A 13,171-nucleotide genomic window follows, 5' to 3' on the forward strand; every position below is an offset into this window, starting at 1 on the left:
GAAATCTTTTTAGATTATCAATAGGACAAATGTACTTATAGTTGTGAACAAAAAAAAGTGGCTTTTAACCACTTTATATATTAAAGTTTTTTTATTAGCAAGGTTATTTTTTAAATAACCCAGCTACAAAAAGTACAATTACAGCACCAACGGCACCTGTAATAATATCGCCTAAAACACCATCGGAAATTGAAATTCCCAACGCTCCAAAAGCCCAATTCCCTACAATCCCACCAATAATACCTAAAATGATATTTATTAGTAATCCAAACCCACCACCTTTCATTAATTTTCCGCCCAGCCATCCAGCTATAGCGCCAATAAGTAATGCATAAAGTAAACTCATAATAGTTTAATTTTAAAAGTTAGTATTTCTAAAGATAATAAATATATATCATTATTTTTGGCACTTATGATTATGTTCAAATACCTATTCTGGATTTTATATCGTATATGGTTTTATATTTTGGTAGCTATACCAATTGTTATTTTGTTCCCAATATTATTGGTTTCAATTTCTAGAGAATCCTGGTATCCCTTTTTTTTTAAGCTCGCACGTTTTTGGGCTTACATTATTTTAATAGGCATGGGCTTTCGAGTGAAGATTAATTTGAAACAGGAGCCTCAAAAAAAAGCGAGCTATATGTTTATTGCCAATCACACCTCTATGGCAGATATTATGCTTATGCTTGTTACTAGTAAAAACCCTTTTGTGTTTGTAGGCAAGAAAGAATTGGCAAAGATACCTTTGTTTGGATTTTTTTATAAGCGTACCTGTATATTAGTCGACAGAAGTTCGGAAAAGAGCAGAAAGGCTGTTTTTTTAAGAGCTCAAAAGCGTTTAAAACAGGGCTTGAGTATATGTATTTTTCCAGAAGGAGGCGTGCCAGAAGAACATATAATTCTTGACGATTTTAAAGATGGTGCATTTAGGCTGGCCATTAATCATCAGGTTCCTATTGTGCCTCTAGTTTTTCTTGATAATAAAAAACGATTTAGTTATACGTTTTTTAGTGGTGGCCCTGGAAAAATGCGTGTAATTGGGCATTCACATATTCAGACTAAAGGATTGACCATAGCCGATACTAAACAGCTTAATAACCAGTCTCGAGAAGTAATTTTAAAGACATTACAGGATGATTTAAATTAAAAAGTCGCTCTGCAGAAGAGCGACTTTTTGTTCATCATTGCTTTCCATTAAGACTTGGAAAGGCAATCAATCTAACCAACTAAAAAACTAAAATTTATAACTAAAACCTGTATAAAGACCAATTATGTACGGTCTAAAACTACCAGAGGTATTATTAAACGCATTTAAATGGTATTTAAAAGTAGGTTCTAAGTTAAATCTAAACTTTTCTGAAAAATTATAATTCATTCCAATGCCTAAGTTGGTACTAAAACTAACACTGTTTACATTGTTGGCTTCGCCAATATAAGTTGTGTATTCTTCAAATTCTGAATAAACTTCATTATCGTCTAAGAAGAACGTACTTACACCGCCAATTACACCAAGGCTAAAACGGTTGTTAACCAATTTATATTCAAGCTCAACAGGAACTTCATAATAGCTTAAGCGCTGGCTAATGGCTGCATTAGATAAATCGCTTATTATTTGCTGAAAGCCTAAATTTTCACCGCTAAAGGCATTTAACGACTGACTTCCTGGGGCCAAATTAATATTTCGCATTGGGTTTATAGGATTTCCAGTACTACTACTAGGGCTCTCATATAAAATAACATTATCAGTATCGTAGCTTAAATTTAAAGAACTTATTCCTGATCGAACGGCTAGCTTCTTACTTAAAGCATAACTAACGTTAACACCGTAGCTCATATTTACCTCACCACTTTTTGAATTAGAAACAAACTGTTCATCAATATGAGAACCTTCACCAAAAGAGTTATAGTAAACAGGCGCAACATTTGCGTAAACTTGCCACCTGTTTACTAATTTTTCTTTTTCTTCTTCTTTTTCATTTAATTCTTCAGCTAGCGCTATTGCTTCCTCTATAGAAGGTGACTCATTGTTTAATGAATCACCTACTTTTAAGGATTCCTCTTTTTCTTTTTCATTATGAGGGTTATTGCCTTTCATAGCATTTAAGGCAATTGCATCTTGAGTGTTTTCTTTTCCTAAAGCACGATTGGCAGCATCTGTATCTAATTCAGGATTAGAATTGTTTTTTGCTTGTGCTGTTTGAGTTTTATTTGCTTCAGGATTTGAAGACACATTATTTATAGTATTGATATTGGTAGAATTTGGGTCACTTAAAGCTGTTCTGGTATCAGAAACAGCATTGTTTAGTTCAGATGATTCACCATTCTGATTATTGTTATTGGGTGAGCTAACATTTGAAACTTGAGCCGATTTTGTTTCGGCGTTTAAAAGCTCATTTTTGTTGTTTTTGTATGGCTTATTGAGGCTACTATTGTTATTTTTTGAAGCGACTTTGTTTGCGGTATTATCATTATCTAAAATAGACGTGTTGGAATTTTTAGGATAGCTTTCTAAACTATTTATATCGCTATTATTGCCTTTATTATCATCTATATTTGCTGTTGATGTTTCTGGACTCTTTAGTAGCTTATTGTTTGATTCCTTTAAATTGTTTTCTAAAGAAGGCGTAGTGTTGTTTTCTACTGATTTGGTTGTTGGCTCATCACTTTTTGGTTCATTGTTATCAAAAATAAAAGAGCCAATAGTAAATAGTACCGCTAAAACAGCAGCAATACTAGCTAAACGCAACCAAATAGGGAATACCTTTTTAGGTTGGCTATCTTCTAACTTAAGTTCGTTTTGAATTTTTGTCCAAAGTTCAGGATTAGGAGAAACCTCAAAGTCCTTTAACTTTTCTTGAAAAACTCTATCTATATGTTTTTTATCACTCATTTATAATGATTGCGAGTTCAAACGCGTTTTATAATCTTCAATTTTCTCTATTAGTATCTTTCTGGCTCTAGCTAAATTAGATTTAGATGTTCCGGGACTTATTGATAGCATTTCTGCAATCTCATTATGGGAATACCCATCTAAAACATACATATTAAATATCAATCTATACCGATCAGGTAATTCTTGAATAATTTTCAACAAAAAATCAATTGAAATATCATCGTCGTCAATATCTAATTCAACATCTTCAATAAAATCTTCGTTTACAATTTCAAAAACACCTTGACTTCTATATCGCTGTAAGGCGGTATTGATTGTAATACGTTTAAGCCAACCTTCAAAAGAACCTTTATCTCTATACTGTGCAATTTTACTAAATATAGTCAAAAATGCATCTTGCAGATTATCTTCTGCTTCAGCATAGTTTCTTGAATACTTCAAGCATACCGAAAATAATTTACTCGAAAAGAGGTGGTATAATTCGCTTTGAGCTTGAGTATCATTTTTACTACATTTTTTTATGAGTTGTTTTAAACTCACATGACACACCTATTAATTAAACATTTACTAATCTACAACGGGAACTTCAATAATTAAATACTGACTGTCTCCATTATCATCTTCCCCTTGCCAGAACTTAAACACATAAGAGTCTTCCTCGCCTGCTTTAAAGGAAAAAGAAGCGTCAAGTAGTTCATTTACGTCAACACATTCATAATCGCCTTCAAATACAGTATTAACAACAGCCACCATTCTTTCATTACCTTCTCTTACATAATATACATCATTGTAAGCGTAACAGGATGTTGGGCGAAGGTACTTTAGATAAATATCATAAACTTCACCGCGCTCAAATTCTGTTGGGACAACTGCCTCTTCAACAGGAAGTATTACATTGTAGATCCTTTCATTGCCATCATCTACACTACACGATAATACAAAGAGGGAAAAGAGTAAAACAACAAGCTTTCTCATGGTTAAATTCAAATGTTTTATATACATGTTTACTCTTTAGATGCACAAAGTTTAAAAAGGTTGCGTCTAAAAGCAAAAAAAATCCCGAAGCTTCGGGATTTTTTTTATTTGGATTCGTTTAAAATGGCTCGAATTTTTCCTTCAAGTTCATCCATTAGTTCTGGATTGTCTTTAATTAAAGCTTTTACAGCATCACGACCTTGTCCAAGTTTGGTGTCTTCGTAGCTAAACCACGAACCACTTTTCTTAACTATTTCATGTTCAACGGCGATATCTAAAATTTCACCAACTTTAGAAACACCTTCCCCATACATAATATCAAACTCTGCTGTTTTAAAAGGAGGCGCTACTTTGTTTTTAACCACTTTAACACGTGTTTTATTTCCGGCTACATTCCCATCGGTTTCTTTAATCTGCGTAGAGCGTCTGATGTCTAAACGCACAGAAGCATAAAACTTAAGGGCATTACCTCCAGTTGTGGTTTCAGGGTTGCCAAACATAACACCAATTTTTTCACGTAACTGATTAATAAAAATAACAGTACAATTTGTTTTACTAATTGACGCTGTTAATTTTCTTAAAGCTTGAGACATTAATCGAGCATGTAAACCCATTTTAGAGTCTCCCATTTCGCCCTCTATCTCACTTTTTGGGGTTAAAGCTGCTACGGAGTCAATAACTACTATATCAATAGCACCTGAACGTATTAAGTTATCTGCAATTTCCAATGCCTGTTCACCATTATCAGGTTGCGATATAATTAAGTTGTCAATATCGACGCCAAGTTTTTCAGCATAAAACCTGTCAAAAGCATGCTCTGCATCAATAAAAGCTGCAATACCTCCAGCTTTTTGGGCTTCAGCTATGGCGTGAAGCGTTAAGGTTGTTTTACCAGACGATTCTGGTCCGTAAATTTCAATTACCCGACCTCTAGGATAGCCTCCCACACCAAGAGCGATGTCTAGTCCCAATGAACCAGAAGGGATTGAATCGACATCAACCACTGCTTGATCGCTCATTTTCATTACAGTTCCTTTTCCGTAGGCTTTATCTAATTTATCTAAAGTAAGTTTTAGTGCTTTTAATTTTGCGTCTTTTTCGTTGCTCATTTTCTCTTAAATTTTGCTGAATGGACAGCTAAAATACTACAACTTTTATCATATTACAATTTTCTGACGCAACCTTTTTGCACTTTTTGCATCTACTATATAAAGTGGGAAACTTTTGCTATGAAATCGATTGTAATTCCATTGCATTAATTCCATCTGCCCTTTTTAATAACTAAAAATTGAACAGATGAGATTTATTAAAAAAACATTATTAATTAACGCGTTAGGCGTTTCAGCGGTTGTATTTATAAACAGCAGCTGTAAAGCCGATGGAGGTTAGCTCTTATTGTATTTTTTGATTTAGAAGAATGAAAAAAATATTAATAACGAGTTAGTCTACTAAAAGCGTCCTGAAAAACAGGACGCTTTTTTTTATGATTTTTAATAGAAAACATACATTCATTATAAAAGTTGTACTTTTGCGCAAAATATATCTTTAACCTTAACACATTAGTATAGCATGCAACTGTACAATAACTTAAGCGCTAAAGAAAGAGCTGCATTAATTGAAAAAGCCGGAAAAGACAGGCTTACCATCTCTTTCTATAAATACGCCAAAATTGAAAACCCTTTAGATTTCAGGAACAGTTTATTCATTGAATGGAATAAGCTAGATGTTTTAGGTAGAATTTATGTCGCCAACGAAGGTATAAATGCGCAACTTTCAGTGCCAGCAGAAAACTTTAAGACCTTTAAGAAGCATTTAGATACCATTTCATTTTTAGAAAACGTTCGGTTAAACATTGCCATAGAGCACGACAACTTTGCATTTCTTAAATTAAAAGTAAAAGTACGTGATAAAATTGTAGCCGATGGTTTAAACGATGAAACCTTTGATGTAACAAATAAAGGCATCCATGTTCAAGCCGAGCAATTTAATGAACTTATAGAAGACCCTGATGTGGTTTTGGTAGATATGCGTAACCATTACGAAAGTGAAATAGGACATTTTAAAAACGCCGTAACACCAGATGTTGATACATTTAGAGAGTCTCTTGATATTATTGAAGAAGATTTAAAAGACCATAAAGAAGATAAGAAGCTTGTTATGTACTGTACAGGTGGCATTCGTTGTGAAAAAGCAAGTGCTTATTACAAACATAAAGGCTTTAAACAAGTATTTCAATTAGAAGGCGGTATAATTAATTATACACGTCAAGTTGAAGAAAAAGGCTTGGAGAATAAGTTTATTGGTAAAAACTTTGTTTTTGACGAAAGGCGTTCAGAACGTATTACAGACGATATTATAGCACAATGCCACCAATGTGGAGAACCTGCAGATTTACACACCAACTGTGCAAACGATGCCTGCCATTTATTGTTTATTCAGTGTGAGGCATGTAAAGAGAAAATGGAGAATTGTTGTTCAACCAATTGCAAGGAAATAATTCACTTACCTTACCATGAGCAAAAAGCTTTACGTAAAGGACAAGGTAACAGCAACGACATTTTTAAGAAAGGTCGTGCAGACCATTTACCCTATAAAAAAGACTTGCGTAACATATTTGAGGTGCTAAAGAAACCTGAGGAATCTAAAAGTTGATATCATGCAAAAAATTGAATTGATGGCGCCAGCCGGGAATTTTGAATCACTTCAGGCAGCTTTAGATAATGGTGCAGATTCAGTGTATTTTGGAGTTGAACAATTGAATATGCGAGCAAGAGCATCTATTAATTTTACATTAGATGATTTACCTGAAATATCTAAACGTTGCCAAGAAAAAGGTGTTCGAACCTATTTAACTTTGAACACTATAATTTATGACCATGATTTGTCTATTGTAAAAACTCTAGTGAAAAAAGCTAAAGAGGCAAGCATTACTGCAGTAATTGCAATGGACCAAGCCGTGATAGCCATTGCTCGTGAATTTGATATGGAAGTACACATTTCCACTCAAATCAATATCACAAATATTGAAACGGTTAAGTTTTATACCATGTTTGCAGATACCATGGTGTTGAGTCGTGAATTGAGTTTACGTCAGGTAAAGAAAATAACTGAACAGATAGAAAAAGAACAAATAAAAGGCCCTTCAGGCAAGCTGGTAGAGATAGAAATATTTGGTCATGGGGCATTATGTATGGCAGTTTCAGGTAAGTGCTATATGAGTTTGCATGCCTATAATTCTTCTGCAAATAGGGGAGCGTGTAAGCAAAACTGTAGAAAAAAATACACGGTAATCGATCAAGAAACTGGTATTGAAATGGAATTGGATAACGAGTACATTATGTCTCCTAAAGACTTATGTACTATTGATTTCCTTGACCAAATTGCAGATTCAGGTATTAAAGTTTTAAAAATCGAAGGTCGTGGAAGAGCTCCAGAATATGTAGCCAAAGTCATTAAATGCTATCGTGATGCAATAGATAGTGTTGCAAATGGTACATATGATAAAGAAAAAGTTATTGCTTGGATGCAGGAATTGGAAAAAGTCTATAATCGCGGATTTTGGAGCGGTTACTATTTAGGACAGAAATTAGGCGAATGGAGTAAAGGTTCAGGATCTCATGCCACCCAAAAGAAAGTTTATATTGGTAAAGGCACACATTTTTATCCTAAAGCTAAAATAGGAGAATTTAAAATTGAAGCATTTGATGTAGCCATTGGAGACACTATTTTGGTCACAGGGCCAACCACAGGCGCCAAAGAATGTGAGGTTTCAGATTTAATGGTCAATGATGCCAAAAACAACAAAGGTCAAAAAGGCGATTTAGTAACAATACCTCTAGACTTTAGAATTCGACCTTCAGATAAGCTTTATAAAATTGTTGAAAATAAAGTAGAAGCCTAATGGTTATTGTTACCTTGCAACGTAATAAGTGTATTGGGTGCAACTACTGTGTGGAAATGGCACCAGAAATGTTTCAAATGTCAAAAAAAGACGGTAAAACAGTATTGCTACACGCTAAAGACAAAAAAGGATTTTATACCGTAAAATCTAATGATAATGAAATTTACAATGCTTGTGATAACGCTGCTAAAGCTTGTCCGGTAAAAATTATTAGTGTAAAGTTGAATTAATGAACATTTACAAACTTCTAAAATTAAACAGACGTATTAAGAGCCATAGAATTAAATTTCTAGGGTTATACTTACTGCATAAATTCAACAAACGCTATTTAGCTGTAAACTTAGATCCGGTTATGGCTTGTAATTTACGATGCAAGATGTGCTACTTTACAGATGCAGATTACGTAAAAACATTAAGAGGGCAGTTTAAAGAGGAAGAACTTAATCAAGTAGCTAAAACCATTTTTAATCGTGCTTTAAAACTTCAAATAGGCTGCGGTACAGAGCCTACATTATATAAAGACTTGGAGAAAGTTGTGGCATTGGGTAAAATGTATAATGTACCCTATATTTCCATAACAACTAATGCCAATTTACTGGACGAAGAAAAAATTGAAAAGCTACTCAAAGCAGGTTTAAACGAGTTCACCATTTCTCTTCATGGAGTCACTAAAGAAAGCTATGAAAGCTTCATGAAGAAAGCGAGTTATGAAAAGTTTCATAACGCCTTTAAGGCTTTTGCAAAACTAAAATCAAAATACAATTTTAAAGTACGTATCAATTACACATTTAATAAAGATAACTTTTACGAACTTCAAGAGTTTTTTCAGCATTTTGATGGGAATAGCTTTGACATTCTTCAAATTCGACCTATTCAAAAAATTGGTAATACCGAGTATAACGATTTCGATTTAGAATCCATTAGAGATGATTATCCGAAGCTCATTCAAAATATTAAGGCAAGTTGTAAGGCCAATAATATTATGCTGTTAGCTTCAGAAGAAATTCCAACAAAAGACGAAACCAACGAATCCAGTCTAATTTTTGATTATACCTTTTGCTACATTTCGCCTCAAAAATTCTGGAAAGATGGTTTCGATTGGAAAAATGAAAGCTTTAATGCCTATTCAAAAAAAATAGGATGGAGCAATACCTTATTTAAGAATGCTTTTAAGTCTAAAGCGACTCTTAAATCGCTGTCAAACCGATTGAATTACGAAATAGAATTCAATTAAATAATAGCTTTTTAAAGTCATTAGAATAATCTTATCTTTACGTTTTATTTTTAGTATTAATCGTCTTCTGAATTTACGTTCAGAATCTATATATATCTTTAATTTATGGCTTGTGGAACATGTTCAACAGGAAAAGATGGTCAGCCAAAAGGATGCAAGAATAATGGAACTTGTGGTACCGATAGTTGTAACAAACTAACTGTTTTTGATTGGTTAGCCAATATGGAATTACCCAACGGAGTAGAGCCTTTCAACTGGGTTGAGGTCCGATTTAAAAACGGTAGAAAGCACTACTATAAAAATATCGAAAATTTAACTTTAAGTATAGGCGATGTTGTGGCAACACAAGCCGAATATGGTCATGATATAGGAATGGTTACCTTAACAGGTGAACTTGTTCGTGTTCAAATGAAGCGTAAAAAATTATCTGAAGATGATCCTGAAGCTTTTAAAATATATCGAAAAGCCAGTCAAAAAGATATTGATGTATGGTCTGCTGCTCGAGATAAGGAAGAGCCTATGAAAGTTAAAGCAAGACAATTTGCTATTGACTTGAAACTTCAAATGAAGATTTCTGATATCGAATATCAAGGCGATGCCAGTAAGGCAACATTTTATTACACAGCAGAAGAGCGTGTAGATTTTCGCGAGCTTATTAAGCTATTCGCTAAAGAATTTAAAACACGAATTGAAATGCGACAGGTTGGTTTTCGCCAAGAAGCCGCCCGTTTAGGAGGAATAGGTTCTTGTGGTCGTGAATTATGCTGTTCTACTTGGCTAACAGATTTTCGATCTGTTAGTACTTCTGCTGCGCGATATCAACAATTATCGTTAAACCCACTCAAGTTAGCTGGGCAATGTGGTAAATTAAAATGCTGTTTAAACTACGAATTAGACACCTATTTAGATGCCTTAAAAGATTTTCCAAAATCTGATGTTAAACTCTATACGGAAAAAGGAACTGCAGTTTGCCAAAAAACAGATATTTTTAAAGGTCATATGTGGTTTGCTTATGAAGGCGAATGGATGAATTGGCACAAAATAACCAAAGACCAAGCCAACGAAATACTGGCATTAAATAAACAAAAGAAAAAGGTAGCGAGCCTTGAAGAATATGCAGCAGATTTGGTTGAAGATACTAAAACTGAATTTGAAAACGTTGTTGGTCAAGATAGTTTAACGCGATTTGATAGTCCAAAACGTAAAAATAAACGTAAAAGTAATAGGGGAAATAAAAACAAACGTCGTCGTAAACCGCAAAGCAAGAAAAATAATGCGAAATAAATTTTTTGTAGCCCTAATTTTAAGCTGTTTACTGTTAGTGTCCTGCGATTCTAATCGGGTTTACGATGTATATAAATCTATTCCAAATCAGTGGCATAAAGATTCTGTGGTAAGTTTTAAAATTAATCCGCCAGATTCCATAAAACCGTATAACTTGTTTGTGAATTTGAGAAATAACGACGATTACAAATACAACAACCTGTATTTAATTGTTGAAATGAATTTTCCTCACGGAAAAACCATTAAAGACACCTTACAATATCGCATGGCAAAACCAAATGGCGAATTGCTAGGAACAGGTTTTACCGATGTTAAAGAAAATAAACTATGGTATAAAGAAGGCGTTGTTTTTAACGAGTCTGGAGAATATACTATTAATATCCAACACGCCATGCGAGAAAATGGCAAAGTAAACGGAGTTGTCAATTTACAAGGTATTACGGATGTTGGATTTAGAATTGAAAAACCATTAGAGCAATAATTTATGGCTAAAAAGAAACAAGTAAAACAAGCTCAAGATTTCCAGACCTATGTACGATGGTTTTGGAAATTGTTTTTAGGAGGTATTTTATTTATTGTGCTATTATTTTTATTGGCTTCATGGGGTGTTTTTGGAGAAATGCCAGACCACACGGTTCTAGAAAATCCAAAAACTAATTTAGCTACCGAAATTATTTCTTCAGATGGCAAAACACTTGGTAAATTTTATTTTAATGATAACCGAACTCCCGTAGGTTATGACGAGCTGCCAAAGCATTTAGTAGATGCATTGGTTGCAACCGAAGATGCTCGTTTTTTTGAACATTCAGGAATTGACGCACGAGGAACTTTAAGAGCGGTGGTAAAACTAGGAAGTGGCGGAGGAGCAAGTACCATTTCCCAACAATTGGCCAAGCAATTATTCCATGGAGAAGGCTCGTCTAACATAATTGAACGTGTTTTACAAAAAGCCAAAGAATGGATTATTGCCATTCGTTTAGAACGTCAATATACCAAAGAAGAAATCATAGCGATGTATTTCAATATTTATGATTTTGGTAACAATGCCGATGGTATCCGTTCTGCCGCTAGTATCTATTTTGATAAGGAACCGCATGAATTGGATGTGAAGGAATCAGCCATGTTGGTTGGAATGTTCAAGAATTCATCGTTGTATAACCCAAGAGAACATCGTAACCCAGTTGGTACGCGTAATAGAAGAAATGTAGTGCTATCTCAAATGGAGAAGTACGATTATATTTCAGAGGAAACCAAAGACTCGCTCCAAGGTTTGGATTTAGGTTTGCGTTATTCACCACAATCGCATCGCGATGGCATTGCTACTTATTTTAGAGCCTATTTAGACGGCTTTATGAAAGATTGGATTAAGAACAATCCAAAACCAGATGGCGAAAAGTATAATTTGTATGGCGATGGCTTAAAAGTTTATACAACCATAGATTCGCGTATGCAGCAATATGCCGAGGACGCCATACAACAACACATGCCAAGGTTGCAAGCGGAGTTTGACCATCAAAACACACCAGATAGAAATCCAACAGCACCATTTTTAGAGCTGAGTCAAAGTGAAATAGATGCTTTAATGAAACGTGGCATGCGTCAATCTGAACGTTGGCGAGTCATGAAAAACGAGGGAAAAACAGATGAAGAAATTATTTCCTCTTTTGATAAGCCTACGAGTATGACTGTTTTTTCTTGGAAAGGAGAAATAGATACCGTAATGAAGCCCATAGATTCTATGAGGTATTATAAGTCCTTTTTACATCCTGGTATGATGTCTATGGATCCTCAAACAGGTCATGTAAAAGCTTGGGTTGGCGGCATGAACTATAAACATTTTCAGTATGACCATGTTAAGCAAGGTAAGCGTCAAGTAGGTTCAACTTTCAAACCATTTGTTTATGCTACAGCTATAGATCAATTGCATTTATCACCATGCTATAAAATGCCACGCTCTCAAATTACCATTGAAGCAGGAAGGCATGGTGCAATGGAGTCTTGGACACCATCAAATGATGATGGTGATTATGCAGGAGAGTTAACTTTAAAAGCAGCATTAGCGAGTTCGGTTAATACCATTTCAGCACGATTAATGGATAAGGTTGGACCACAACCAGTTATTGATTTAGTTGAGAAACTTGGTGTAGAATCTAATATTCCAGCTGTGCCATCCATTGCATTAGGAACACCCGATTTAAGTGTTTACGAAATGGTTGCGGCATATGCCACTTTTGCTAATCAAGGTGTGTATACAAAACCTGTAATGGTAACACATATTGAAGATAAAAACGGAACAATATTGTATCAATTTACACCAGAATCTCGTGATGTCATAAGTGAAGAAACAGCCTATGTAACCGTTAAACTTATGGAAGGTGTTACAGATGGAGGGTCAGGTGTTCGATTGCGCACTAAAGGAGCAGATAAATACAGAGCAGATTATAGAGAAGTCGTTACAGGATATCCTTACGAATTTAAAAACCCAATTGCAGGAAAAACAGGAACCACACAAAACCAAAGTGACGGTTGGTTTATGGGTATGGTGCCTAATTTGGTAACAGGTGTTTGGGTTGGTGCAGAAGATCGGGCAGCTCATTTTAGAAGCATAACTTATGGACAAGGTGCAGCTATGGCACTGCCAATTTGGGGATTGTATATGAAAGCTTGCTATGCTGACGAAACGTTGGATATTTCTCAAGAAGAATTTGTAAAGCCCAAGGACTTAACCATCGAAGTTGATTGCGAAGTTTACGAACAAGAAGTTAATGATTCCCTACCAGATGAAGAAATTCCAGACGAGTTGGATTTTTAGTTATATAGCAATTAAAATCAGAGCCATTCTCTTCCGAATGGCTTTTTTATTTTGTAATTTTCCACAGCA

The 13,171-nt window shown here is 34.6% G+C and carries 13 protein-coding genes; 8 read left to right on the forward strand and 5 right to left on the reverse strand.

The genetic code is table 11. The annotated features are described in order from the left end of the window. Positions 1-103: 103 nt before the first annotated feature. Complete coding sequence (locus MTX13_RS06810; RefSeq protein WP_223032274.1) at positions 104-346, reverse strand: GlsB/YeaQ/YmgE family stress response membrane protein; 243 nt, start codon at positions 344-346, stop codon at positions 104-106. Between the two features lie 66 nt (positions 347-412). On the opposite strand from MTX13_RS06810, the gene MTX13_RS06815 reads away from it, so the two are divergent. Further along, positions 413-1,150: a lysophospholipid acyltransferase family protein gene (locus tag MTX13_RS06815; protein WP_250433696.1), complete on the forward strand. Its 738-nt coding sequence runs from the start codon at positions 413-415 to the stop codon at positions 1,148-1,150. Positions 1,151-1,237: 87 nt separating this feature from the next. On the opposite strand, the gene MTX13_RS06820 is transcribed toward MTX13_RS06815, so the two are convergent. From MTX13_RS06820 to recA, 4 genes are all read right to left on the reverse strand, one after another. Beyond that, entirely contained in the window at positions 1,238-2,893 is a 1,656-nt protein-coding gene (locus MTX13_RS06820; RefSeq protein ID WP_250433698.1) for a hypothetical protein, read from the reverse strand. Then, positions 2,894-3,436 (reverse strand): RNA polymerase sigma factor, encoded by a 543-nt coding sequence (locus MTX13_RS06825; protein ID WP_250433699.1) that lies wholly within the window; start codon positions 3,434-3,436, stop codon positions 2,894-2,896. A gap of 27 nt (positions 3,437-3,463) precedes the next feature. Then, positions 3,464-3,871 (reverse strand): hypothetical protein, encoded by a 408-nt coding sequence (locus tag MTX13_RS06830; protein WP_250433700.1) that lies wholly within the window; start codon positions 3,869-3,871, stop codon positions 3,464-3,466. 104 nt (positions 3,872-3,975) lie between these two features. Next, positions 3,976-4,980, reverse strand: a complete 1,005-nt coding sequence (recA, locus tag MTX13_RS06835) for a recombinase RecA (RefSeq protein WP_223032269.1) — start codon at positions 4,978-4,980, stop codon at positions 3,976-3,978. Between the two features lie 460 nt (positions 4,981-5,440). Between recA and trhO the strand changes: the two genes are divergently transcribed. From trhO to MTX13_RS06870, 7 genes are all read left to right on the forward strand, one after another. Continuing rightward, on the forward strand, positions 5,441-6,523 hold the full coding sequence (trhO, locus tag MTX13_RS06840) for an oxygen-dependent tRNA uridine(34) hydroxylase TrhO (protein WP_250433702.1): 1,083 nt from the start codon (positions 5,441-5,443) through the stop codon (positions 6,521-6,523). Between the two features lie 4 nt (positions 6,524-6,527). Beyond that, on the forward strand, positions 6,528-7,772 hold the full coding sequence (locus MTX13_RS06845) for a peptidase U32 family protein (RefSeq protein WP_250433703.1): 1,245 nt from the start codon (positions 6,528-6,530) through the stop codon (positions 7,770-7,772). Further along, positions 7,772-8,002, forward strand: a complete 231-nt coding sequence (locus tag MTX13_RS06850) for a ferredoxin (protein WP_250433704.1) — start codon at positions 7,772-7,774, stop codon at positions 8,000-8,002. The genes MTX13_RS06845 and MTX13_RS06850 overlap by 1 nt, the downstream gene beginning before the upstream one ends. Further along, positions 8,002-9,006, forward strand: coding sequence for a radical SAM protein (locus tag MTX13_RS06855; protein WP_250433705.1), 1,005 nt, complete (start codon positions 8,002-8,004; stop codon positions 9,004-9,006). The genes MTX13_RS06850 and MTX13_RS06855 overlap by 1 nt, the downstream gene beginning before the upstream one ends. Positions 9,007-9,111: 105 nt before the next feature. Continuing rightward, positions 9,112-10,290, forward strand: coding sequence for a PSP1 domain-containing protein (locus MTX13_RS06860; RefSeq protein WP_250433706.1), 1,179 nt, complete (start codon positions 9,112-9,114; stop codon positions 10,288-10,290). Continuing rightward, on the forward strand, positions 10,280-10,771 hold the full coding sequence (locus MTX13_RS06865) for a gliding motility lipoprotein GldH (protein ID WP_250433707.1): 492 nt from the start codon (positions 10,280-10,282) through the stop codon (positions 10,769-10,771). The genes MTX13_RS06860 and MTX13_RS06865 overlap by 11 nt, the downstream gene beginning before the upstream one ends. Positions 10,772-10,774: 3 nt before the next feature. Next, positions 10,775-13,102: a penicillin-binding protein 1A gene (locus MTX13_RS06870; protein ID WP_250433708.1), complete on the forward strand. Its 2,328-nt coding sequence runs from the start codon at positions 10,775-10,777 to the stop codon at positions 13,100-13,102. Positions 13,103-13,171: the final 69 nt, after the last annotated feature.

The organism is Hanstruepera flava (genome assembly GCF_023634025.1).
Taxonomy (GTDB): Bacteria; Bacteroidota; Bacteroidia; order Flavobacteriales; family Flavobacteriaceae; genus Hanstruepera; species Hanstruepera flava.